Consider the following 25,013-nt stretch of genomic DNA (forward strand, 5'->3'; position numbering starts at 1 on the left):
GCAAACAGGAGATAGATATGACAAAAAAGATGAAATTAACCGCATACGATGAATGCGGCAATGAAGTGAACGGAGTTTCGCTAAGTGTTACCGAGAGCCAGTGGAACGCCATGAGTAGAGATGACCAAGCGGAAGTAGAGAAAAACACTCTAGCTATGTTATTTGAGGTTCGTGTATCTCCATTCTTGGATTCAAATAAAATTAACGAATACAAAATGAAAGATGTGATTTTTGATTATTGCAAAGGAGAAGGCGTTGAACTTAACGAAGGCATTCGTCAAATCATTGAATTATTAAAAACACAAATATAGTAGGGCGGCTTAATTTAACTCGCAGGGATGCAATGAAGAGGAATGAATGCCAATCCTTGGCAGATGCAAATTTAGATAAAGCTAGCTATAAACATGCCGAAAGGAGCTCTACTTACATAAGCCTGATTGTAAAAACCATTAGGCATTTTTATTTTAAGTGGAAGCTTGTTCTTTGCATGTACATTATAAATTGGCGGAAACTTGGAGTTATCATCCAATTTAAACGTTAAATTAGTATCACTAGATTCTCTAGCTATCAACTGATAATTCCTACCAAACACTTCTATTTCATAATATCGATTACTCATTTTTCTTCTTCCTCGTTAATGGTTGAAAATCGATCATATCACCAATAATTAAATAAATAAACCTTTTAAAACATGGCTTTACAGATTACATGTTTTGCTCAAAAACATATCAATAGAGGTAATTATGAAAGACAGTATTAAATTCAACAATGCTATGTTATCGGCTGTCATGGATGGCAGAAAAACGCAGATGCGCAGACCAATTGAGCCACAGCCCAAAGTAACCGAAGAAGAGTTACGAAACCTTAGTGCATGGCAAGAAGGTTACACACTATCAGAGCAAGTATGTGCAGCATGGCGGCATGGATTTGTTAATGTTGATTGTCCGTATGGTGAAACTGGCAACATCATTAACATTGCAGACAAGGATGGTAATATCAAAGGGAAAATTGAAATTACCAATGTTTGGGTTCAGCAAGTTCAGGAAGTATCACAAGATGATGCACACGCTGAAGGATTTGAACTTACTGGGTGGCGACCTACTTATAGTGACCCAGACAGTGGCGGTGAGACATTCACACCGTACGATAAATTCGCTGATGCATGGATAGATGTTTACGGAGAAGATAGTTGGAATAATAACGAATGGGTATGGGTTATTGATTTTAGCAAAGTAGACTAAGGAGGTATTTTGACAGTGGATTAGTCACATGGATGTGAGTATGATCCCCGCTTTAAATAAGGAGGGGTTATGTCAGTTAATAAAGAGCGCCGAGTTGCCAAACTAACGAGAATAACGCTATTTATTATTTTTGGGGTTGTTACTTTATTTATGGTAATAAAATTTCTTTTTATTTCCGAAGATGAGTCAGTTACCAAGTTTTCAGCATTTTTCACTGTAATATCATCATTAGGAATAATTGTTTCTGTTGTTATTTATTTAAACCAAAAATCAAGTGAAAATAAAAAACAAAAAGAAATTGATGTAAAGTTGCTTCATTTTATTAACATTAAAACATCTGATTTTATAGAAAAAATAAACCACGTTTTGTTTTTAATTCAAAATGAAAATGAATACAAACACATTAAAATAGAAGATGACTCGTTATGTTATGTTGAAATACCGGAGGATGATAATCCAAGGTTTTATAAAAAAAATCTAAGACTTAAAAACAAGAATGAATTTTTGGATAGGCATGCGGTATGGGCAAGCTTAGATTTATTCAAATTCGCAATGGAAGTTGATCTATTAAGCGAAGTATTTTTCAATAAAACAACATATTATATTAAATATAGCCATGAGTATGCTGGAAATTATATACCTGGCATATCAGATTACTTTCAATCAGATGTAGAAAGGGAATTGCTTACTGATTTTTTAAATGAAACAAAAGAAAAAATAAGATATAACATAACTAAATTTAATGACTAACATCTACCCTGCACTAGCAGGGTTTTTTATACCTAAATTTCAGAGTGACAATTAATGCAAATAATCGGATATGTATTACTTATGCTAATACAGGGTTCTGCTGTGCCTGTAACGGAAGATATATACACGCAATCGGAATGCAATAAACGTGCTGAATATTTAATGTCAGTGAGGAATATTGAGGTTATTTGTGGAGAGGTGATTCATGAAAATAACAATTGAATGTAAAGATAATGAGTATTTATTTGCTCTTGAAGTAGCAAAAACAATTATCAGCAATAAACCAGATGTTAATGCGTTAGCTGTGGCTACTGGTGATGGAAAAACAGCGTATGGTAAAAAATCACACGCAGGAAATTACAAAATAACTGTTAAGGATTAATCAATGAATAAATACACCGAACTATCTAATTTCGAGATTAATAAAAATGTATTCATTTGCGAGTGTGAAGATAACTGCATTCAATACAAACACATTAAGCAACGAACTGGTAATTTACAATTATTTCAGCGTCAATTAAAAGCCACCATAAAAAATGATAACGAAGAAGCATGGGAAGAAACAGAATGGATTGATTTCTTTGATGAAGGGATGGCAATGAACTTAGTTAAAACAAATAGAATTGCGATTAATCCAAGAGGTGATGTTTGGGAGTGTGGGGTAGGCTGGAATACAGTGGAAGATAAAAAACTAACTCGCGCGATATGCATTGCTTATTTATTAAAAAAGGATTCTGAGAATGAGAATAACAACAACAGTTAAAAATAAAGATGACAATGAATTAATTCGTTTCACTGGTAATTGCCTATCTGATTTCTTAATGCGTGGTGAAAATGAGTGTGCTTATTCACTTAATAATATGCAAGCATGGATAATAAGAAAGAAAAACGGAAATATATCAGTTAAAGGTTATCGAGTTTAATAATTAAATACCTTTCATCAAATATTAAATAAATAGAAAATAGCATAGGTGAATTATGAGATTAATAATTCGCGGTGAAGTCACACCCATAGAAAGGATTGCTATTAATGAGGCACTGGAAGCCCATAAAAAGAAATATAATCGAACTGGAATAATCGTTAGCCACAAAATAAAGATAGGAAAGAATATTTATCCCGTCGAAATAGAAAACTGTCGTAAATCATATATGGTCACTTTGCGTAATAAAAGGCAAAGACTATGAATGCACAAGCAATGGAAAACGCACGAAGGCAAATAGCAAAGGAATGCCTCATCGAACTCAGAAGCCACGGAATACCCAACGACAAATTAACAACTAAAATCCTCAATAAATACACACCAAAGTTTAAGCCTTTAAATAACATGAATTATCAGGACAAGATGGTTCTATCGTATTACCTACGGAAATTACAAAAGGAAGAGAAAGATGGAAGGAATAACTATACCTAGGAAAGAAGCTGCGGAATTTATTGGTATATCAGAAGACACTCTTTCTCGTTGGTGCAAGCTAGGATTGATTGCATACACAAGAAAGGATCCATCAAAGAAAAACTCTCCATACCTATTTACGAGAGCTGCATGTATTGCGGCAGCTAATAAATCAATTCACAATATACCAGTGAACGCTGGTGAGACACGAGAGGGAAAATCATGTCTTTATTCAGAAGAGGTAAAATATGGTACGGAAACTACACGACGCCAAGCGGTAAAAGAATCAAGGAATCTCTTGGCACAGAGGACAAGAAGCTCGCGCAGGAGTTGCACGACACAAGAAAGGTCGAGCTATGGCGCATAGAGCGACTTGGTGACTTTCCTGATGTTACTTTTGAAGAAGCTATTGTGAGATGGATAGAAGAGAAAGCAGACAAAAAATCACTCGATGACGATAAAGGTAGGCTTTCTTTTTGGCTGGACCACTTTGAAGGATGCCGACTTAAAGATATTACAGAAGCCAAAATATATTCTGCTATCAATAAGATGGTAAACAGAAAAGCAAGGGAGAGATGGGAAAAACAAGCGGAATCAGCTAAAAGAAAGGGAAAGGAAATCCCCGCATTTACTGATGTCCCTGTCAGTAACGCAACCAAAGCAAAGCATCTCGCCATCATGAAATCTCTGTTAAGAGCTGCTGAACGTGACTGGAAATGGTTAGAAAAATCTCCCGTTATCAAAGTTCCAACAATCAGAGAAAAGCGGGTTCGGTGGTTAGAGCATCATGAAGCTAAAAGACTGATTCAAGAATGCCCTGAACCACTGAAATCCGTAGTTACATTTGCATTGTCCACTGGATTAAGGCGATCCAATATTATCAATTTAGAGTGGAGTCAAATTGATATGCAAAGGAAAGTTGCATGGATAAACCCAGAGGATAGCAAATCAGGCCAAGCAATTGGTGTTGCTTTAAATGACACTGCTTGTCAGGTTCTTAAGGAGCAAATAGGAAACCATCACAAATGGGTATTTGTTCACACTGAATCAAAGAAAAGACCAGATGGAACATTAACGCCAAGTGTTAGAAAAATGCGAGTTGATTCTAACACGGCATGGAGGACGGCACTAAAAAGAGCTGGAATAGAAAACTTTCGCTTTCATGATCTGCGCCATACATGGGCGAGTTGGTTAATTCAGTCAGGAGTACCGCTTTCAGTATTGCAAGAAATGGGTGGTTGGGAGTCAGTTGATATGGTTAGAAGGTATGCACACCTAGCGCCAAATCATTTAACCGAGCATGCAAAGCAAATAGACAGTATTTTTGGCGCTTGCGTCCCAAATCCGTCCCACTTAAGAAAAGTAGAGAATTTAAAATGAGTGTAACTGTTTGATTTTAAATGGTACGCCCTACAGGATTCGAACCTGTGACCTACGGCTTAGAAGGCCGTTGCTCTATCCAACTGAGCTAAGGGCGCCTAGAAAAGATAGGCGTCATCGTTCGTGCTGATAACGGGTGTGAATTATACGTTCAACATTCTGAGAGTCAACGCTTTTTCAACGATATCAATCTATGTGGTTAAAATATGGCAAGGAAGCGACTGACAGATTGCTCTTGATCTGACAAAATAGACACATACCGTAATTAGATAATTTGGATGTACAGATGTCAGCAAGAATTATAGATGGGAAAACGATTGCGCAGACCATTAGAAGTGAAGTTGCAGAAAAAGTAAAACAGCGTCTTGAAGCAGGCAAACGCGCCCCTGGTTTAGCTGTTGTTTTAGTGGGTGATAACCCAGCATCGCAGATTTATGTCGCTAGCAAACGCCGTGCTTGTGATGAAGTAGGCTTTGTTTCTCGTTCTTATGATTTACCCGATACAACCAGTGAAGCTGATTTATTAAACCTAATCGATCAACTTAATAATGATGACACTATTGATGGTATCTTAGTACAGCTTCCTCTTCCTGCTGGTATCGATAATGTCAAAGTATTAGAACGCATCCATCCTGATAAAGATGTTGATGGTTTTCATCCTTACAATATTGGACGTTTATGTCAACGTGCACCTAAATTGCGCCCTTGCACACCGCGCGGTATTGTCACACTGCTAGAACGTTGCGATATCAATTTGTATGGTTTAAATGCCGTTATTGTTGGTGCATCTAATATTGTTGGCCGTCCAATGAGCTTAGAGCTATTACTTTCAGGCTGCACAACAACTGTTACTCATAGATTCACCAAAGATTTGCGTTTTCATGTCGAACATGCTGATTTGTTAATCGTTGCTGTAGGTAAACCTAACTTTATTCCTGGAGAATGGATAAAACCTGGTGCTATCGTTATTGATGTAGGTATTAATCGCCTTGAAAATGGTAAAGTAACAGGTGATGTCGATTTTGCACAAGCATCAGAGCGCGCAGGCTGGATTTCACCGGTTCCTGGTGGCGTAGGCCCAATGACAGTAGCAACTCTTATTCAAAACACTTTACAGGCATGTGAAGAGTACCATGATCCTGAAACAGGTAATTATTAAGCAATGGAAAAATTTCAATTAGATGGGCACGACTATGTTGAGCTTTGTGATTTATTAAAACTTCAAGGCTGGACAGAAAGTGGTGCTGCAGCAAAAAATCTTATTGCTGAAGGTAAAGTCAGCGTAGATGGCAAAGTGGAAACACGTAAACGCTGTAAGATTATAGCAGGCAAAGTTGTAACCTTTGGTGAGTTTTCAGCCACCGTCAGCAAATAATCAGCAATTTGATTGTGTTACCCAAAGCGTTACTTTGTAAGTAGCGCTTTTCTTATTTTTAATGCTTTTTTCCTCTCTATCTTGTTTTTTGAGTTGTTTTATCTTCTTTTATTTTAATCTCTAAAATAAAAAATAAGATAACGATTTGAATTTTAATATTTTTATTAATATAAAACTCAAATTATCTAATTTAAATCATCTTTTTAAACATCATTTATGGTTATAATCTATTATCTTAAAAAGAATATATTTATCATTTTCAAAGATATAACATAACAATGTAAAACATAATGTATTGTTTTATATATAAATATTAATTATAGATATAATATTCAAAACTAAAACAACAATCTTTCAGTGACTATTTTGTCTGTTTATTATTGATTTAAAGTGCTAAAACGTGATTTAGATCTAATTTTTCCTTACTTTAGATAGGCAAAAGAGCATTGTTTGTACTAAATTACAACTTATAATTTGAAACGATTCAGCCTAGTGATATTATTTAACAAGCAGTTTTACGCTATTTATGCATTATTTGATGTTTTATCTAACAGGAGATCTTATGCTTAACCAACCTATTCAAGGTAACGTTTTTACTCTTATTACAGAGAAAAAATGCTTACCTATTCTATTGCTTAGGGTAAGAAATTAGCATGAGACGCAGAGTCGCGACCATTACCCTCAATCCTGCTTATGATCTCGTGGGATTAAGTGCACCTATTGAACTTGGTGAAGTTAACCGCGTTAAAACAGCGGGTTTTCATGCAGCAGGCAAAGGTATCAATGTTGCCAAAGTCTTAAAAAGCTTAGGCGTTGATGTCACTGTAGGTGGTTTTTTGGGTAAAGAAAATCAAGATGGTTTTCAAAAAGAATTTAGTGAATCTGGTATTGTGAATCGATTTCAATTGGTTGAAGGTCGTACACGTATAAATGTAAAACTGACTGAGCCAAATGGTGAAGTGACAGATTTTAATTTTTCAGGCTTTGATATCACTAAACAAGATTGGAATAAATTCGTTAACGACTCGCTAAGTTGGGCGGGTCAGTTTGATATGATTTGTGTTAGTGGGAGTGTTCCCCCTAGTGTTGATTTAAATGATTTTACTGCCTGGATGACAAAACTACGCAGTGAATGCATGTGTATTATTTTCGACAGTAGCAGAGATGCCTTTGTCGCTGGATTAAAAGCATCGCCTTGGTTGGTAAAACCTAATCACCATGAGCTAGAGATTTGGGCTGGTAAACCTTTACCCGAACTTTCAGATATCGTGCAAGCGGCACAAGATTTGCGTCAGCAAGGCATTGCTCATGTTGTAATCTCATTAGGTGAACAAGGAGCAATGTGGGTCAATGCATCTGGTGCTTGGATGGCTAAACCACCTAAATGTGATGTTGTAAGCACTGTAGGTGCGGGTGACTCTATGGTTGGTGGGCTTATTTATGGTTTAATGATGCGCCAAACAAGTGAACATACATTACGCCTTGCAACAGCCGTTTCAGCCCTAGCGGTTAGCCAAACCAATGTAGGTATTACAGATCGCGAGCAACTCGCTCGTATGATGACTGAAGTTGAATTAACACCATTAAAATTATAAATATACCTTTATGCTCCCTCGCCTACCAACGGCTCATTAGATGATAATAACAACTCAATATAATGAACAAAAAATATCGGATAATAAATATCCGATATTTTTATTTAGCTTATTTAACTGAGCATCTCAGACAAATATTACCTCAGAAAAATATTAGTTATTACGACGCCACGTTGTTCCTTGTGAGCTATCTTCTAATACAATTCCCATCGCCGTTAATGCATCTCGAGCAATATCAGCGGCTGCCCAATCTTTATTTTTACGCGCATCATTACGTTGCTGAATTAACGCTTCAATTTTTGCGACATCATCCGCACTTTCAGTTTTAGCGCCACTTTGTAAAAAGTGCTCTGGTTCTTGTTCTAATAAACCAAGTACTTTAGCAAGCTTACGTAGTACGGCTGCTAATCCATTGGCTCCATTGATATCAACCACTTTTAGGCGATTAACTTCACGAGCTAAATCAAATAGTACTGAATAAGCCTCAGGTGTATTGAAATCATCATTCATTGCTTCAATAAACTGAGCTTCAAATGCTTCGCCTCCTTCGGGTTGCGCATTTGAATCTGTACCACGTAATGACGTATATAAACGCTCTAACGCGGTACGAGCCTGTTTTAAGTTTTCTTCAGTATAATTTAGCTGACTACGATAATGACCTGATAATAAGAAATAACGAACAGTTTCAGCATCGTAATACGCAAGCACATCACGAATAGTAAAAAAGTTATTTAGCGATTTAGACATTTTTTCTTTGTCTACCATCACCATACCAGAGTGCATCCAATAATTAACGTAAGGACCATCATGAGCACAAGTTGATTGTGCAATTTCGTTCTCATGATGTGGAAACATTAAATCAGAACCACCGCCATGAATGTCAAAATGATGGCCTAACTCTTTACCATTCATCGCAGAACATTCGATATGCCAACCAGGACGACCAGCTCCCCACGGAGACTCCCAACTTGGCTCTCCTGGTTTAGACATTTTCCATAGTACGAAATCCATTGGGTTACGTTTTGCATTAGCAATTTCGACACGAGCACCCGCTTGCAGTTGCTCTAGATCTTGGCGAGAAAGTAAACCATAATCAGAGTCTGTATCTATCGCAAACATCACATCGCCATTATCAGCAACATAAGCATGTTTACGTTCAATCAGTTTCTCTGTTAACGCAATAATTTCAGCAATATGATGAGTTGCACGTGGCTCAGAATCAGGACGAGCAATATTCAGTGCATCAAAATCTTTGTGCATTTCAGCTAACATTCGAGTTGTTAGTTGATCACAGGTTTCATTATTTTCTATCGCACGTTTGATAATTTTGTCATCAACATCCGTGACGTTACGGACATAATTAACATCGTATCCTAAAAAACGCAGATAACGGGTTATAGCGTCAAACGCCACAAATGTACGTCCATGACCAATGTGACATAGGTCATAAATAGTGATGCCACACACGTACATACCTATTTTCCCTGCATGGATAGGCTTAAATTCTTCTTTTTGGCGAGTGAGAGTATTATAAATCTTTAGCATCAGAGGACGTTCCCGTTTTCAACTGTACGTGTTTATTACATGTCTATATACGCAAATTACGTATGTAATAATAAAAATAGTAATTACGACGATAAAATACCAATATAACATTACCTTTATAAGGGTTTTGAACACCAATTACAAAAGCAATTCAGATTAACAACCGCTTATATTACTCTGCTCTGCACTTATTTTCACTGCCCAATCGTTGACTGTGAACAATCAAATTTCGCTTTATTAGCTAAAAATTTGACTAAAAGTGTTTTTTACTTATTTTACTCACAGATTTAAGCGAAAAAGACCCATGAAAAAAGATGAATACTGACTAAATAAGGTAATTGTGGTATAAAAAAAAGCACAATTGTTTCTGCCCAAGTCTGGGTAAAGCTAAAATTATATTAGGATCTAAATATGGTTACTTTTCATACCAATTACGGCGATATCGTGATTAATACATTTGCAGATAAAGCACCTGCAACCGTAGAGAATTTTTTAGACTACTGTAAAGAAGGATTCTACGATAACACTATTTTCCACCGCGTTATCAATGGATTTATGATCCAAGGTGGTGGTTTTGAACCTGGTATGAAGCAAAAAGCGACCAAAGCACCCGTTAAAAACGAAGCAAACAATGGCTTAAAAAATAACCGTGGCACATTGGCAATGGCTCGTACTAACGATCCACACTCTGCAACTGCACAATTTTTTATCAACGTAGCAGACAACGATTTCTTAAACTTCCGTGCTGAAAATGCAAATGGCTGGGGATACTGTGTATTCGCAGAAGTTGTTGAAGGCATGGATATTGTTGATAAAATCAAAGCAGTATCTACGGGTCGCAGCGGTTCCCACCAAGATGTTCCTCGTGAAGATATCGTAATCAACAGCGTTACTGTTAGCGAATAAGCAGCCACTTTTTATGTGTACGCTGTTTATCGCAGACCTACATTTAAGTGAACATGAACCGGCAATTACTGCCGGTTTTCTTCGCTTTTTAAAAGAACAGGCTGTTTATGCCGATGCGCTCTATATTTTAGGTGATTTTTTTGATTTTTGGATTGGTGACGATGACCCAAATCCATTACATCAACAAATATCTCAAGCATTAATGCAACTGAAAAATGCAGGTATTCCTTGTTATTTTATTCATGGAAATCGTGATTTTTTAATTGGTTCACGTTTTGCCAAAGAGAGTGGCATCACAATATTGCCGCAAGAAAAAGTACTTGAGATTTATCAGCATCGCATCTTAATTTTACATGGTGATACGCTTTGTACCGACGATGAGTCCTATCAACGTTATCGAAAAAAAGTACATAATAAGCTTATTCAACGCCTATTTTTGCTTCTTCCTCTTTTTATCCGGCTTCGTATTGCAGATAAAATGCGAACACGCAGCCAACATGCCAATCGTCATAAATCTGAAGCGATTATGGATGTAAATTCTCAAACAGTTATCGATACTTTTAAGCATTTTAATACCCAATGGATGATCCATGGCCACACCCATCGCCCCGCTATTCACACAGTTGAGATTGAGGGAGAGGATCATTACCGCGGTGTATTAGGCGCATGGCACACAGAAGGCTCTATGTTTAAAGTCACCGCTGAAAACATTGAATTAATCTCTTTTCCCTTTTAATTTACCACTGTCATTTACTCGATAAAAAGACGTTTTTTTCTTTACGCAAACGTTTTCCTTGACGTGTTAGCGTGATACTATCACTTTCTGTTTATCAGGCTATCTCTGTTTATGCTTACAGGAGCAGTTAAGTAATGTCTTCTCAAGTTGGTCTAAATACTCCTTCGCCACAAATTGCCATAGTTATGGGTTCTAAAAGTGACTGGGCAACAATGTCTCATGCTGCTGATGTATTAGATGCACTGCAACTTCCTTATCATGTTGAAATTGTCTCTGCACATCGCACACCTGATAAGCTATTTAGCTTTGCTGAAAAAGCAAAAGATAACGGCTTTGATGTAATTATCGCAGGTGCAGGTGGTGCAGCTCATTTACCAGGAATGTTAGCAGCAAAAACATTAGTTCCTGTTTTAGGCGTACCGGTACAAAGTGCTGCATTAAGTGGCGTTGATAGCCTTTATTCTATTGTTCAAATGCCAAAAGGTATCCCAGTTGGCACCTTAGCTATCGGAAAGGCTGGTGCAGCTAATGCGGCTTTATTAGCAGCACAAATTTTAGCCTTACATAACCCTATTATTTTTGATTCATTAACAGCATGGCGAACTACGCAAACTGACGATGTACTGAATAACCCAGATCCTAGGGAGGCGCTATGAAACCCGTTTGTGTCCTTGGGAATGGTCAACTTGGTAGAATGCTGCGCCAAGCTGGGGAACCCCTAGGTATTTCAGTTTATCCTATTGGGTTAGATGCAGAACCCGAAGCTGTGCCTTATCAACAAAGTGTTATAACGGCAGAAATCGAACGTTGGCCACAAACGGCATTAACTAAGGAACTTGAGCGTCATTCTAACTTTGTTAATCGTGATATTTTTCCGCTACTTGCAGACCGCTTACCGCAAAAACAGTTACTTGATGAACTCAATTTAGCAACTGCACCTTGGATGCCGTTAACATCCCCTGATCAATGGCCAGATATTTATGCTCAACTTGGTGATTTTATAATTGTAAAACGCCGTGTTGGTGGCTACGACGGCAGAGGCCAATGGCGTATTCATCCAGGCGAAGAAAACCAACTTCCTGCAGAAATTTATGGCGAATGCATCGTTGAGCAAGGGATCCCATTTTCTGGCGAAGTATCATTAATTGGTGCTAGAGACAACAACGGCAATTGTGTTTTTTACCCTTTAACACATAACCTTCATCAAGATGGTATTTTACGCATGAGTGTCGCACTACCAACGCCATCACCAACACTACAACAATCAGCCCAGCAAATGCTTGAGGCTATTCTTAATAAGCTTAATTATGTTGGTGTAATGGCAATGGAGTGTTTTATCCTTGGCAATAAACTACTTATCAATGAATTAGCGCCTCGCGTACATAACAGCGGTCATTGGACTCAAAATGGTGCATCAATTAGCCAATTTGAATTGCACCTACGCGCCATATTAAATTTACCGATGCCAACACCTGAAGTGAGTCAAACCTCGGTAATGGTAAATCTTATTGGTACTGAAGTGCATCCCCAGTGGCTGTCGTTACCTTTAGTCCATCTTCATTGGTATGAAAAAGAAGTGCGTCCAGCGCGTAAAGTGGGACATTTAAATATCACACACAATGATAACCAATCACTTCAAAACACATTAACTCAATTAAGCCCTCTGCTTGATGAGGCTTATCAGTATCCTATCAAATGGGCTTTAGAAAAATTAAGCTAGCAGTCCGACTCATAAAGTTAGAGAATAATAGCCCTTAACGAACAGACCTTTAAAATAAAGGTCTGTCATTCGCTATTTTCTCCTGATTATTCAGGTTACTGCACCCGTTTGATGGAGTCAGGATGCAAGCCACGCAACAGATTTTTGGCCCCGTGTATCAGTGGACTATGCTGATATTACTGGGTTTGGTGTATTTTTTAGCCACAGCAACTACGTTTACTTCGTTAGGTGTCGTTCTCCCAAGCATGATAAATGAGCTAGAGTGGAACTGGACACAAGCAGGTCTCGGTTTTACTTTGTTAGGATTAACCTGTGGACTTGCCAGTTTTTTGCCTACTCTGCTCATCCGTAAGCTCAGTGTTCGTCTTACACTATTAATTGGCTTAATGATTTTTGTCAGTGGTTTCTATTTTTTATATGAAACCTACACTATCGCTCGCTATTTTCTTGGTACCGCACTGTTAGGTATTGGTTTTACTCTGCTGGCAACCGTTCCCGGCACCTATGTTATCTCTCGGTTATTTGAAAAACAGTCCTTTGCTTTTGGTGTCTATTTTACTATTGGTGGTTTAGGTGGCGTTGCAGGCCCTTGGATCTATTTTTTAGCAACGCATTTATGGCATACATGGCGTATGCATTGGCTTATCTCTGCCATAGCACTCACTATTATTACCTTAATCACCATTTTATTTTTGCGTGAAGGAAAAACAGAACAAGAACATGCTAAAAAAATTAGCCAACTGCAAACTACTAAACGTATCTATCAAACCAAAGAGATTTGGACAGCTCGCCATGCTTTAAGAACATGGCAGTTTTATGTTATCGCCGCCACTTACACAGCATTTCTTTGGTGTGGTATTACCGTAAATAGCTTTGCCGTTGCTCATATTATTGAAAATGGCTTTAGTGAAACCATTGCTGCAACACTATTAAGTACGATGGCATTTATCAATGCATTTTCACGCTTAGCGGGTGGTGCGATAGGTGAATGGCTAGAACCGAAAAAACTACTTATCGCAAGCTTGAGTATTATTATTATCGGCTTATTCGCATTAAGTATGGCGAATTCATGGCTCTATCTGATTTTATTTACCATCTGTGTGGGTATTGGTTATGGCATGACCTTTTTAGCATCAAGTGTATTATTAGCTAATTATTTTGGTCGTGCACCCTATCTTGAGCTTTTCTCAGTAATGAATTTAATTTCAACACTGGCTTGTTTAGCACCTTTTTTTGCCGGTGCGATTAAAGATATATCGGGCAGTTTTACTCCTGCTTTTCTTATTCTGACTATTCCTGTTTTGCTTATCTTAGCGGTAACATTATTTATGCGGCCACCCGCTTATCCAACTTATCAACATGCTAGTGAAAAACAGAAATAAGCAGTTATTTTATTAAATCAGCAAGGTAGCTTAATAACTAAAGTAGCATCATATAAAAGCGATTTTATAAGGAGACGTTAGGCTGATGAATGAAGCATTAATAATGAAATACTCCATTGGTGTGGGGATTGTTTTAGCCTGTTTTATTGGCTTTTTGATTATTTCTTTTTTTCAACACAAAAAGAAAAAACGCCAAAGAAATATTATTATTCATATTAGCCAAGCTATCTTACTATGTAGTTTAGTGATTATCTTAGGAGAATACGTTGAAATGGCGATAGTGGATTTTAATCTCCACTTTATCTCTTTCAAACTGGTTAATTTCTTTACCTCTGCGGCTATTGCCTTAATTTTAATGCGAAAATTCTTTTTGCTGATTAATAGATTAGAGCAAAACCAAATTAAAAAAGGAAGTGACCCTACATCAGCACGTATTATTTCTCGTGTCTTTAAAATCACCCTTTTCGTCGTTATCATCTTATTATTTGGTGAACATTTTGGCATGAGTTTGTCGGGATTAATGACCTTTGGTGGCTTAGGCGGCATTGCCATTGGTATGGCAAGTAAAGATGTCATGAGCAACCTTTTTTCCGGTGTAATGCTCTATTTTGATCGCCCTTTTAATATTGGTGATTGGGTACGTTCTCCTGATCGTAATATTGAAGGTACAGTAGTGGAAATTGGCTGGCGTATTACCAAAATTATTACCTTTGACCATCGACCTTTATATATTCCCAATTCTGTATTTTCATCCATTAGCGTTGAAAACCCAGGCAGGATGACCAATAGGCGTATCGAAACAGAAATTGGTTTACGTTATGAAGATTCAGATAAAATCGGTGTGATAGTAGAAGATATCCGTAATATGTTAATGCAAAATGAAAAAATAGACACTCAGCAAACTATTCTGGTCTATTTTAATCAATTTGCTGACTCATCTCTTAATATCATGGTGTATTGTTTTACCAAAACAACAGTGTGGGGCGAATGGTTAGCCGCCCAACAAGAAGTTTATTTAAAGATGATAGATATTGTGCATAAACATGGCGCTGATTTTGCCTTTCCATCTCAAACTGTTTATATTGAAAAATCATCACCATTAGCACCACAGTAATTACAGGGAGAGGTTTATAGCTGAGCTATAAACCTCTCTTGCTTTTTATTCACTCTATTCCCTTATAATCAAAATGTTTTTTTATGCAAAATAACCGCATAAAACGATACTAATTTTCTTTTAATACATTCCATTCATATAAACAACCAAGTATATTGGCGGCATATTTGTTGACCCATAATAAAATCCAAGCCTAATGAAAAAAATGCAATTGGCATCTAGCCCAACGGTTTCACACTATTTTACGACTGAACGCACAGTTATTGACATTACAGGCGCCAATTTAACGCAAATATCAGCAGTGATATTGTCGTTAAATGCAGTTAATGCAGGTGAATTAAAACGTATTCAAAAAACAGAATTCCAATTACCTATATTTATTGCTGTTGGTCTTAGCGACACTCTTTCTGCTGATGTACTTAGTCAAGTTGAAGGTATTGTTATTATGGAGAACAGTGCTAATGAAAAAAACAGCATATTAATTGAAAAAGCAGCACTTCAATATGAAGAAAGTCTTACAACGCCTTTCTTTTCACGTTTAGTTAATTATGTCGCACAAAAGAATGTCGCTTTTGATTGCCCTGGTCATCAAGGTGGTGAATTTTTCCGTCGCCACCCTGCTGGAGAGCAATTTTATCAATATTTTGGCGAGAATTTATTTCGTTCTGATCTCTGCAATGCTGATGTCGAAATGGGAGATTTGCTGATCCACGAAGGTGCGCCTTATGATGCGCAGGCCTTTGCTGCACAAGTATTTAATGCTGATAAAACCTATTTCGTTCTAAATGGCACTTCTTCTTCAAATAAAGTTGCTTTAAATGCACTATTAGCGCCGAATGATTTAGTGTTATTTGATAGAAATAATCATAAATCAAATCATCATGGAGCATTGATTCAAGCGGGTGCGATACCTATTTATTTAGAAACAGCACGTAATCCCTTTGGCTTTATTGGTGGCATTGATGCCCACTGTTTTGAAGAGGATTATCTGCGTCAACAAATTGCAGAAATCACCCCAGAACGCCAATATGATAAACGCCCTTTCCGTTTAGCTGTTATACAGCTAGGTACTTATGACGGTACAATTTATAACGCACGACAAGTCGTTGATAAAATTGGACATCTCTGTGATTACATTCTGTTTGATTCAGCATGGGTAGGATATGAGCAATTCATTCCGATGATGAAACAGTGCTCTCCATTGTTACTCACACTAAATGAAACTGATCCCGGAATATTAGTCACACAATCGGTGCATAAGCAATTAGCTGGTTTTTCGCAAACTTCTCAAATTCATAAGAAAGATGTTCATATAAAAGGACAACAGCGTTATATCAATCATAAACGTATGAATAATGCATTTATGATGCATGCATCCACCAGCCCTTTTTACCCTCTGTTTGCTGCATTAGATATCAATGCAAAAATGCACGCAGGTAAAAGTGGTGAGGCAATGTGGATGGATTGTGTGAAACAAGGCATTGAAGCACGTAAATCATTAATAAAACAATGTCAGTTTATTAAACCTTTTATTCCTGAAATGGTTGATGGCATTGCTTGGCAAGATCATAACACCGATGAAATAGCCCACGACCAACGATTCTTTAATTTTATTCCTAATGATAATTGGCACTCTTTTGAAGGCTATGCCAATAATCAATATTTTGTTGACCCATGCAAATTAATGCTGACTACACCAGGAATTGATCCTCATACTGGTGAATATGAGGCTTTTGGCGTACCAGCAACTATATTGGCAAATTATTTACGCGAGCATGGCGTTATTCCTGAAAAAAGCGATCTGAACTCTATTTTATTTTTATTAACACCAGCTGAACATAGCGAGAAATTTGAACGCTTAATATCATTGATTATTAGATTTGAAAAACTATTAATTGAAGATGCGCCACTAGATCAAGTATTACCGTCTATTTGTCATCGTTATCAATCACGCTATCAAGATTACACCTTGCGTCAACTCTGTCAGGAAATGCACAATCTTTGTGTTACTTATAATATTAAATTACTGCAAAAGCAGATGTTTAGAAAATCACATTTCCCCAAACGAGCACTTAGCCCACAACAAGCAAATATTGAATTTGTGCGTGGAAATATTGAGCTTTTACCACTCAGTAAATTAAAAGGTAGGATCGCGGCAGAAGGTGCGTTGCCATATCCACCGGGTGTATTGTGTGCAGTTCCTGGTGAAGTTTGGGATGGCGCTGTATTACGTTATTTCCAAGCCCTTGAAGTTACCATCAATCAACTGCCGGGATTTTCAACAGAATTACAAGGTGTTTATACCCATCATGAAGAAGATGGTAGTAAAGGTATTTATGCTTATGTTCTAAAAAACTAACTAATTTATATATGACTAAATATAAAAATGCTGATGTCTTTAATAAACTGCACATCAGCATTTTTATTTGATGACACTAATTTGATTATTACTCGCCTTGGATCCGTCGATATTGCCCTTTATCTTGCAATAATCTAACACCTAATACACTGCCACAAAGTGAGAGTAAAAGTGCTGCTAATAAAGGAACCGTGATCCACATTAGCCACTGAGGCTGCCAAGGAAAATTAAATACTGATTTTTGCAATAAACTTAAGGCAACTTCGGCACCGATAGCGGCGGCGAGCCCTGCCATTAAACCTAATAATGCAAACTCGGCCCATAAAGTTCTGCGTAACAGTGATTTTCCTGCGCCTAATGTACGATAAACCACCAGCTCAATACGCCGTTGTGTCATTCCCACTTGAATCTGAGCGATCAGTAATAACCCACCACAAATCATCACAAGCCCAACCATTATCTCTAACGCACGACTGACTTGTTGTAAGATCTGCTGAACTTGCTGAATCAACGCGCCTGTATCTAGCACACTCACTGTCGGAAATTGTCGATTCAATGCCGTGATCAACGAACCATCTCCTTGGTAATAAAAACTACTCATCCATTTCTCAGGTTGATTACTCAATCCTTCTTCTGAAAAAATAAAGAAGAAGTTAGGACGAAGGTTTTCCCAATCAACATGGCGAATACTAGTGACAACGGATTTAAATTCGCGGGTATCACCCACAAAGGTTAATTCATCACCTAATTTAATTTCTAGTTTTTCAGCAACACCTTGATCAAGTGAAACGCCATTGCCAACAGGAGGCCAAGTTCCTTCAATAATCAGGTTATCTTTTGGTAACTCGCTATGCCACGTTAAATTCAATTCTCGACGAACCGTATTGTTGCCATTATCTCGCGCATCAGCCCACTCTTTAGCATTATTACCATTAATTTGCGTAAGCCTCGCGAGTACCACAGGATAAGCATCGGTTGGTGTTACTTTGTATTGCGCCATTAAGGTATTAATTTCTTGTACCTGTGGCTGCGACATATTAATTAGAAAGTAATTTGGGCTATCTTCGGGTAGCTGTTTTTGCCATTTTTCAAGTAAATCTCCCTGAATTAGCACCAACAGTGTGAGTAACATAAACGATAATGCAAAAGCGGCTAATTGCGTCATGGTTTGAAATGGCTGACGTAACAATCGTGTCACGGCTAAACGCGCACTTAATTGGCGAAATTTAAACTGTTTTAAGATCCACAGCCCTAACCAGCCAATAATACCTAATAAAAATGCAATAACGACAACACCCAATAAAATAGACCATAGCAATACTCCAGTTCCCGCAAATAGCGTTAAAGCACCAACTACGATTAATATCACTATTGGCAAATAATATCTCAGAGGCCAAACAGGAGCAGTAACATCACTACGTAATACGCGAGAAGGCTGCGTAGACATTAATTGGTGATAAGGCCTTAAACCTGTTAATAAAGCGATTAACAGCAAAGAACCCACCGACCACAGCCAAGGTAATAGGCTGGCATCGGGTAATGTTTTTGGTAACACTGGCGCTAATATCTGTAGCAAAATCGTTTCAAAAACCAAACCAACCAATGAACCCACAATAATTGCGGCAAAAATTATAACGCCCCATTGCCCAACAATCCATTTACGCAATGCCCGTTTATCAGCGCCTAATGTTTTTAATACTGCAATTAAGGTATGACGGCTACGACAGTAGTGAGTCATAGAAACAGCAACGGCGGAGATAGCTAATAACAGCGTTAATAGTGCAGATAACAATAAGAAATTTTTCGCTCTTTCCATAGATTGAGAGAGTGCACCAGTATCTTGTTTTAAACTATTCCAGCGCTGATCTGGCTTTAGCTGAGGATCAAAACGTTGCTGATAGGCATCAATTGCAGATTCATTACCCGCAAACATATACCGATAAGTGAGTCGACTTCCCGGTTGAATTGCCCCCGTTGCTTCAACATCATCTAAACTAATTAAAATCCTAGGTGCGATTTGAAAAGGATTAAATCCACTATCAGGCTCTTGAATTAAAATACCTGCTATCGTAAATGTGGCATCACCTACATCAATTTTGCTTCCAACATTGATATCTAATAATGCTAATAATCGAGCATCTACTAACGCTTGCCCTTTTTCTGGTTTTAAGCCTACAGGCTGGGTTTCTAATTCCCCATAAAGTGGATATAAATTATCCGCAGCCTTAACTAAGGCAAGTTGTGGTGTATCGCCTTCTGGTGCATACGACATGGTCGTAAATTGCATTTGGCGGCTCAGCATTAATCCCATTGTTTTAGCTTCATTTAGCCAATTTTCATCCACGGGATAAGATGCACGTAAAACTAAATCACCCGCAATTAAATCACGGCTTTGGGCGTAAATACTTTTATCAATGCGATCACCAATCCGCCCTAATGCTAAAACGCAAGCTACAGCTAAAGCGAGTGATAGCCAAACAATTAATAAAGCGGGAGAACGCCATTCACGCCAAAACCAACGCCAAATCATGACTCCTCCTTAAGCTGACCATCAACCAAACGTAACCGACGCTGACACCGTGCTGCAAGCTCATTATCATGAGTAACTAAAATCAACGTGGTCGCATAATCACGATTAAGTGAAAACAGTAAATCGGCTATTTTATCTCCCGTTTTACGGTCAAGATTTCCTGTTGGCTCATCAGCAAACAAAATTGCAGGTTGAGTACAAAAAGCTCTCGCCAGCGCGACTCGTTGTTGTTCGCCACCAGAAAGTTGCGCTGGCATATGATATAACCGCTCGCTTAATCCTAACTGGTTTAGTAAATCAACTGCACGCGTATGGCTGTGTTTTTCTGACTCCCCTTTTAATAATGCGGGCAACTGCACATTTTCAAGTGCATTCAATGTCGGGATCAACATAAATGATTGAAAGACAAATCCCACATGCTGAGCACGTAACATCGCTCGCTGCTCTTCATTCATGGTCGTTAAATCTTGTCCCATCAATTTTACAGAACCTGCACTGCCATCATCTAATCCTGCAATTATACCTAATAAGGTGGATTTGCCCGATCCTGATTCACCAATTAACGCAATTGTTTGTGCAGACTCGACAACAAGCTCAACACCCTGCAATATAGAGATCTGACTATCACCCTGTCCTACTTGTTTGGTTAACTGATGAACTTCAAGAACCTTTTCCGACGACATACATTTTTCCTTATCGTTATCATGATGTTTAGCTTTAAGGCAATTGCTGCTGATACATTTTTAATCTTTGGTGACAGCTTAAGTGCCGGATATCGCCTTCCTATTGAGAGCGCGTGGCCACAGCGCCTTACTGATAAATGGAAAACGACCTACCCTGAAATCAAGGTTATTAATGCTAGCATTAGTGGTGAAACTGCATTTCAAGGGCAAAATCGGCTACCTGATTTATTAAAACAGCATCAACCTCACTGGGTATTGATTGAACTAGGTGCAAATGATGGCTTACAAGGATACCCTGTTGCACAAACAAAAGAAGCACTGCAAAACATCATCACACAAGTGAAAAATGCCGGCGCGACACCTTTGTTTATGCAAATAATAATTTCCCCTAATTACGGTAAACGTTATACACAATCGTTTTCCGCTATTTATCCAGAATTAGCTAAAAATAACGCACTACCACTAATTCCATTCTATATGGTGCAAATAGCAGATAAACCAGAGTGGATGCAAAGTGATAGCATTCATCCCAACGAAGTAGCTCAACCTTTTATTGCTGAGTGGATGGACAAAACGTTATCCCCTTATTTAACACACTAGACTATTCTGACAGTAGTTAAGCTAGATTAAACGAGATTAATTGTAAAATTATGCAAAAAACGGTATTGATAACAGGAAGTTCCAGTGGAATTGGCCTTTGTGCTGCAAAAACCTTAAAAGAAAGAGGTTTTCGTGTGCTTGCCGCTTGCCGTAAAGATGAAGACCTTAAGCGTATGGAAACACTGGGATTAGAGCCTATTTACCTTGATCTTGATGATGCTGAAAGTGTCGAAAAAGCGGCATTAGAAGTTATTCATCTAACAAATGGTCGTTTATATGGATTATTTAATAATGGCGGTTTTGGTGTTTATGGCCCGTTAGATGCCATTAGCCGCCAACAGATGGAAAAACAATTTTCTACTAACTTTTTTGGTATGCATCAATTAACAATGCTATTACTGCCCGCCATGCTACCTCATGGTGAAGGCCGTATTATTCAAACCAGCTCTGTAATGGGAATTATTTCCACACCAGGTCGTGGTGCTTATGCGGCGAGTAAGTATGCGGTAGAAGCATGGTCTGATGCATTAAGGATGGAAATCGCACACTCTGGTGTAAAAGTCTGTTTAATTGAACCCGGCCCAATACAGACCTCTTTTACTAAAAACGTTGCTCAAGCAGAAAAAGATAAACCGGTAAAAAACCCAGGGATTGCGAGCCGTTTCACATTAACACCTGATGACGTAGTGAAAAAGCTAATTCATGCTTTAGAAAGTCCAAAACCTAAGTTACGTTATTCCGTGACCCTATTAACTTACGCTGTCAGAATATTAAAACGCTTTTTACCTGATGCATTAATGGATGCTGTTTTAAGTCGTCAAAGTGGCAAGGCTTGATATTTATGGATCTCATCCCTATTTATTAACTAAATAGCTTTAAAAATAGTATTTATTTTCAGAATTCTCAAAAAGGGACAAGTTAATGTTAGCAACTGCACATATTGTTGATGTAAATGAATCAAATATTCAGCAAATTATAGAACAATCTATGACAAAGCCTGTCATGATGTATTTCTATTCAGAACGCAGCCCACATTGTGCAGAGCTTGGTGCAACACTAGATAAACTCGCTGCAGAATATGCAGATCAATTTATTTTAGCCAAACTCGATTGCGATGCTGAACAAATGATTGCCTCTCAATTTGGCTTACGAGCAATCCCGACTGTTTATATTTTACAAGAAGGCCGGCCTGTTGATGGCTTTGAAGGCCCTCAACCTGACGATGTTATTCGCAATATTCTGGGTAAGACTCTACCAAAACCAGAAGAGCTAAAAGCAGCACAGGCGGCTGAGTTACTGGCAGAAGGTAAAGCTGATGAAGCACTACCATTGCTAAAAGAAGCACATCAACTAGCACCTAAAAACAGTGAAATAACCTTAGCTTTAGCTGGCGCTTTAATTTCATTGAATAAAAATGAAGAAGCTCAAGAGTTATTAACAACCATCCCATTACAAGACCAAGATAGCTACTATCACAGCCTATTAGCGCAAATTGAATTGCAAAAACAAGCAGCTGATACCCCTGAGATTCAGCAGTTACAAGACGATTTTAATCAACAACCTGAAAATACCGCGCTGGCGACTCAACTTGCACTAAAATTACATGAAGTTGCTCGTAATGAAGAAGCATTAGAATTACTTTATCGTTTCTTGAAAAAAGATCTCAATGCAGGTGAAGGGCAAGTTAAGAAAACCCTGATGGATATTTTGTCGGCTTTAGGGGCTAATGACAGTCTGGCATCTAAATATCGCCGTATGATGTACTCTTTACTTTATTAACTTTTACTCACTGAAACGAGTTTAGGACAGGTATATGGAAATAGTCATTGGTATTATCATTTTATTTGCTGTTATTTTAGTGTTAAGTGGTGTTAAAACCGTGCCACAGGGTTATCAGTGGACTGTCGAACGTTTTGGTCGTTATACACGTACACTTTCGCCAGGTCTTCAAATTCTGATCCCATTTGTTGACCGTATTGGCCGTCGCATTAATATGATGGAACAAGTTCTTGATATCCCTTCTCAAGAAGTCATTTCTCGTGATAATGCCAACGTCAGTATTGATGCTGTCTGTTTTATCCAAGTTATTGATCCTGTAAAAGCCGCTTATGAAGTTAATAACCTTGAACTGGCAATTATTAACTTAACGCTGACAAATATTCGTACCGTATTAGGCTCGATGGAGCTTGATGAAATTTTATCTCAACGTGACCAAATCAATAGCCGTCTTTTACTAATTGTTGATGACGCAACAAACCCATGGGGTATTAAAATTACCCGTATCGAAATTCGTGATGTTCGTCCACCAAAAGAGCTTATTTCTGCGATGAATGCGCAAATGAAAGCTGAACGTACAAAACGTGCCGATATTTTAGAAGCTGAAGGTATTCGTCAGGCTGCTATCTTAAAAGCAGAAGGTGAAAAACAAGGCCAAATTCTAAAAGCTGAAGGTGAGCGGCAATCAGCATTCTTGCAAGCAGAAGCACGTGAACGTGCGGCAGAAGCAGAAGCAAAAGCAACTCAAATGGTTTCTGATGCTATCGCTAAAGGAGATATGCAAGCCATTAACTACTTTATTGCGCAGAAATATACTGATGCACTGTCACAAATTGGTTCTGCTGAAAATAGCAAAGTCATTATGATGCCATTAGAAGCAAGTAATTTAATGGGAGCAATTGGCGGTATTTCAGAGCTAATTAGTAACACGAAAAAAACTGATTCTGGTAACAAGAGCAATTAATGATGATTGAACTGATTAGTGCTCAACCTGCGCTTTTCTGGCTTGGCCTCGGTGGTTTGCTGTTAATAGCAGAAATGCTAGGAACCGCGGGATATCTATTATGGTCAGGTATTGCAGCGCTATGCGTTTCTTTGCTTGCATGGATATTACCTATTGGTTGGCCTATTCAAGGTATTCTGTTTGCTTTGCTTACTGTTATTAGTGCAATCCTTTGGCGAATTTGGCTTAAGCGAAGAAAATTATCAAAAGAAGCTGAGAATTTAAATCAAAAAAGTCATCAACTTATGGGTGTGAAAGCCGTTTTATTGTCAGATACAGAAAACGGCTTTAGTCGCGTGAAACTTGCTGATGGTAGCTGGCGTGTTTATTCAGACACGCCACTACATGCTGGTGATAAAGTTGAAGTTGTTGCCATTGATGGTATTACATTGCACGTTATCGCGATCACTTCGGCTGGTGGCAACACCCAGAAAGATGATTAATTATTGGACAATCGGCACCATCATCACCAGGGCATTCACTGGCTAATGAGAGAAGACGATGACGAATTGCATTTAATTCGTTAATCGTTTTCTCAATTTCAGCAACTTTTTTTAATGTTGCCTCTTTAACATCAGCACTATGTCGTGATGGATTTCTCAGCAACATTAATAATGATCGGCACTCTTCTAAATTAAAACCCACTTCTCTGGCTTGTCGTAACAGAGTCAACTCTTCAAGGTGTTGAGGTCGATAATAGCGATAGCCATTTTCACCTCTTCCTGGCGGTGTGATTAAATCTTTTTCTTCATAAAATCGGATTGCCTTGGCTGTTAATCCTGTTTTACTTGCGATTTCACTAATATTCAAAATTCCCCCTTGACCTTCCCCTTGCGGAAAGGTTTAGCCTTTATCTCAGATAATAAAAACCTTTAAAGAAAGCAAGTTACCTAATATTGCGTAATAATAGAGGTATTCGCTTTTTTG

The 25,013-nt window shown here is 38.1% G+C and carries 28 protein-coding genes and 1 tRNA gene; 23 read left to right on the forward strand and 6 right to left on the reverse strand.

Annotation, left to right across the window (positions count from 1 at the left end):
* Positions 1-17: 17 nt before the first annotated feature.
* Complete coding sequence (locus PH4a_RS03005; RefSeq protein WP_129037651.1) at positions 18-311, forward strand: hypothetical protein; 294 nt, start codon at positions 18-20, stop codon at positions 309-311.
* A 71-nt stretch (positions 312-382) separates the two neighbouring features.
* Here PH4a_RS03005 and PH4a_RS03010 read toward each other — a convergent pair whose 3' ends face one another.
* Positions 383-619, reverse strand: coding sequence for a hypothetical protein (locus PH4a_RS03010; RefSeq protein ID WP_129037653.1), 237 nt, complete (start codon positions 617-619; stop codon positions 383-385).
* 124 nt (positions 620-743) lie between these two features.
* On the opposite strand from PH4a_RS03010, the gene PH4a_RS03015 reads away from it, so the two are divergent.
* From PH4a_RS03015 to PH4a_RS03040, 7 genes are all read left to right on the forward strand, one after another.
* Entirely contained in the window at positions 744-1,241 is a 498-nt protein-coding gene (locus PH4a_RS03015; protein WP_129037655.1) for an ASCH domain-containing protein, read from the forward strand.
* Positions 1,242-1,310: 69 nt separating this feature from the next.
* Positions 1,311-1,991: a hypothetical protein gene (locus PH4a_RS03020; RefSeq protein WP_129037657.1), complete on the forward strand. Its 681-nt coding sequence runs from the start codon at positions 1,311-1,313 to the stop codon at positions 1,989-1,991.
* 205 nt (positions 1,992-2,196) lie between these two features.
* Positions 2,197-2,373, forward strand: coding sequence for a hypothetical protein (locus PH4a_RS18120; protein WP_164971521.1), 177 nt, complete (start codon positions 2,197-2,199; stop codon positions 2,371-2,373).
* 3 nt (positions 2,374-2,376) lie between these two features.
* The gene (locus tag PH4a_RS03025) at positions 2,377-2,754 is read left to right on the forward strand and encodes a hypothetical protein (RefSeq protein WP_129037659.1); all 378 of its coding nucleotides are present in this window, start codon (positions 2,377-2,379) and stop codon (positions 2,752-2,754) included.
* Positions 2,732-2,914, forward strand: a complete 183-nt coding sequence (locus PH4a_RS03030; RefSeq protein ID WP_129037661.1) for a hypothetical protein — start codon at positions 2,732-2,734, stop codon at positions 2,912-2,914. The genes PH4a_RS03025 and PH4a_RS03030 overlap by 23 nt, the downstream gene beginning before the upstream one ends.
* A gap of 55 nt (positions 2,915-2,969) precedes the next feature.
* On the forward strand, positions 2,970-3,176 hold the full coding sequence (locus PH4a_RS03035) for a DUF4060 family protein (protein WP_103004601.1): 207 nt from the start codon (positions 2,970-2,972) through the stop codon (positions 3,174-3,176).
* Positions 3,177-3,604: 428 nt separating this feature from the next.
* Positions 3,605-4,762, forward strand: a complete 1,158-nt coding sequence (locus tag PH4a_RS03040; RefSeq protein ID WP_129037663.1) for a tyrosine-type recombinase/integrase — start codon at positions 3,605-3,607, stop codon at positions 4,760-4,762.
* A gap of 21 nt (positions 4,763-4,783) precedes the next feature.
* On the opposite strand, the gene PH4a_RS03045 is transcribed toward PH4a_RS03040, so the two are convergent.
* Positions 4,784-4,860, reverse strand: a tRNA-Arg gene (locus tag PH4a_RS03045).
* Between the two features lie 188 nt (positions 4,861-5,048).
* On the opposite strand from PH4a_RS03045, the gene folD reads away from it, so the two are divergent.
* From folD to fruK, 3 genes are all read left to right on the forward strand, one after another.
* Positions 5,049-5,921: a bifunctional methylenetetrahydrofolate dehydrogenase/methenyltetrahydrofolate cyclohydrolase FolD gene (gene folD / locus PH4a_RS03050; protein WP_064720862.1), complete on the forward strand. Its 873-nt coding sequence runs from the start codon at positions 5,049-5,051 to the stop codon at positions 5,919-5,921.
* 3 nt (positions 5,922-5,924) lie between these two features.
* Positions 5,925-6,137 (forward strand): ribosome-associated protein YbcJ, encoded by a 213-nt coding sequence (ybcJ, locus tag PH4a_RS03055; RefSeq protein WP_064720863.1) that lies wholly within the window; start codon positions 5,925-5,927, stop codon positions 6,135-6,137.
* Positions 6,138-6,790: 653 nt separating this feature from the next.
* Positions 6,791-7,732 (forward strand): 1-phosphofructokinase, encoded by a 942-nt coding sequence (gene fruK, locus PH4a_RS03060; RefSeq protein ID WP_129037665.1) that lies wholly within the window; start codon positions 6,791-6,793, stop codon positions 7,730-7,732.
* A gap of 153 nt (positions 7,733-7,885) precedes the next feature.
* Here fruK and cysS read toward each other — a convergent pair whose 3' ends face one another.
* Positions 7,886-9,277 (reverse strand): cysteine--tRNA ligase, encoded by a 1,392-nt coding sequence (gene cysS, locus PH4a_RS03065; RefSeq protein WP_129037667.1) that lies wholly within the window; start codon positions 9,275-9,277, stop codon positions 7,886-7,888.
* Between the two features lie 411 nt (positions 9,278-9,688).
* Here cysS and ppiB point away from each other — a divergent pair, with 411 nt between their 5' ends.
* From ppiB to PH4a_RS03100, 7 genes are all read left to right on the forward strand, one after another.
* Positions 9,689-10,183, forward strand: coding sequence for a peptidylprolyl isomerase B (ppiB, locus tag PH4a_RS03070; RefSeq protein ID WP_064720866.1), 495 nt, complete (start codon positions 9,689-9,691; stop codon positions 10,181-10,183).
* A gap of 13 nt (positions 10,184-10,196) precedes the next feature.
* Positions 10,197-10,919: a UDP-2,3-diacylglucosamine diphosphatase gene (lpxH, locus tag PH4a_RS03075; protein WP_129037669.1), complete on the forward strand. Its 723-nt coding sequence runs from the start codon at positions 10,197-10,199 to the stop codon at positions 10,917-10,919.
* Between the two features lie 134 nt (positions 10,920-11,053).
* Positions 11,054-11,575 carry a 5-(carboxyamino)imidazole ribonucleotide mutase gene (gene purE / locus PH4a_RS03080; protein ID WP_129037671.1) on the forward strand — a complete coding sequence of 174 codons (522 nt, stop codon included), beginning with the start codon at positions 11,054-11,056 and terminating at the stop codon, positions 11,573-11,575.
* Positions 11,572-12,639 carry a 5-(carboxyamino)imidazole ribonucleotide synthase gene (purK, locus tag PH4a_RS03085; RefSeq protein WP_129037673.1) on the forward strand — a complete coding sequence of 356 codons (1,068 nt, stop codon included), beginning with the start codon at positions 11,572-11,574 and terminating at the stop codon, positions 12,637-12,639. Before purE ends, purK begins: the two co-directional genes overlap by 4 nt.
* Positions 12,640-12,761: 122 nt before the next feature.
* Complete coding sequence (locus tag PH4a_RS03090) at positions 12,762-14,021, forward strand: MFS transporter (RefSeq protein ID WP_129037675.1); 1,260 nt, start codon at positions 12,762-12,764, stop codon at positions 14,019-14,021.
* An 85-nt stretch (positions 14,022-14,106) separates the two neighbouring features.
* Positions 14,107-15,135 (forward strand): mechanosensitive ion channel family protein, encoded by a 1,029-nt coding sequence (locus PH4a_RS03095; RefSeq protein ID WP_129037677.1) that lies wholly within the window; start codon positions 14,107-14,109, stop codon positions 15,133-15,135.
* Positions 15,136-15,331: 196 nt separating this feature from the next.
* Positions 15,332-17,494 (forward strand): ornithine decarboxylase, encoded by a 2,163-nt coding sequence (locus PH4a_RS03100; RefSeq protein WP_129037679.1) that lies wholly within the window; start codon positions 15,332-15,334, stop codon positions 17,492-17,494.
* Between the two features lie 88 nt (positions 17,495-17,582).
* Here the strand turns inward: PH4a_RS03100 and ybbP are convergent, their stop codons facing one another.
* On the reverse strand, positions 17,583-20,024 hold the full coding sequence (gene ybbP, locus PH4a_RS03105) for a putative ABC transporter permease subunit YbbP (protein ID WP_129037681.1): 2,442 nt from the start codon (positions 20,022-20,024) through the stop codon (positions 17,583-17,585).
* Complete coding sequence (ybbA, locus tag PH4a_RS03110) at positions 20,021-20,707, reverse strand: putative ABC transporter ATP-binding protein YbbA (RefSeq protein ID WP_129037683.1); 687 nt, start codon at positions 20,705-20,707, stop codon at positions 20,021-20,023. Before ybbA ends, ybbP begins: the two co-directional genes overlap by 4 nt.
* Between ybbA and tesA the strand changes: the two genes are divergently transcribed.
* From tesA to PH4a_RS03135, 5 genes are all read left to right on the forward strand, one after another.
* Positions 20,678-21,307: a multifunctional acyl-CoA thioesterase I/protease I/lysophospholipase L1 gene (tesA, locus tag PH4a_RS03115; protein ID WP_129037685.1), complete on the forward strand. Its 630-nt coding sequence runs from the start codon at positions 20,678-20,680 to the stop codon at positions 21,305-21,307. The two genes, ybbA and tesA, sit on opposite strands and share 30 nt — an antisense overlap.
* 50 nt (positions 21,308-21,357) lie before the next feature.
* Complete coding sequence (locus PH4a_RS03120) at positions 21,358-22,143, forward strand: SDR family oxidoreductase (RefSeq protein WP_129037687.1); 786 nt, start codon at positions 21,358-21,360, stop codon at positions 22,141-22,143.
* 85 nt (positions 22,144-22,228) lie between these two features.
* Complete coding sequence (locus PH4a_RS03125) at positions 22,229-23,086, forward strand: co-chaperone YbbN (protein WP_129037689.1); 858 nt, start codon at positions 22,229-22,231, stop codon at positions 23,084-23,086.
* 34 nt (positions 23,087-23,120) lie between these two features.
* Positions 23,121-24,047: an SPFH domain-containing protein gene (locus tag PH4a_RS03130; RefSeq protein ID WP_064720878.1), complete on the forward strand. Its 927-nt coding sequence runs from the start codon at positions 23,121-23,123 to the stop codon at positions 24,045-24,047.
* A gap of 2 nt (positions 24,048-24,049) precedes the next feature.
* Positions 24,050-24,529 carry an NfeD family protein gene (locus PH4a_RS03135; RefSeq protein ID WP_129041785.1) on the forward strand — a complete coding sequence of 160 codons (480 nt, stop codon included), beginning with the start codon at positions 24,050-24,052 and terminating at the stop codon, positions 24,527-24,529.
* Here the strand turns inward: PH4a_RS03135 and cueR are convergent.
* A complete protein-coding gene (gene cueR, locus PH4a_RS03140; RefSeq protein ID WP_129037691.1) occupies positions 24,492-24,896 on the reverse strand; it encodes a Cu(I)-responsive transcriptional regulator in 405 nt (134 codons plus the stop codon). The two genes, PH4a_RS03135 and cueR, sit on opposite strands and share 38 nt — an antisense overlap.
* Between the last annotated feature and the right edge of the window lie 117 nt (positions 24,897-25,013).

The sequence above is a fragment of the Proteus hauseri genome (assembly GCF_004116975.1).
In the GTDB taxonomy this organism is placed as follows: Bacteria; Pseudomonadota; Gammaproteobacteria; order Enterobacterales; family Enterobacteriaceae; genus Proteus; species Proteus hauseri.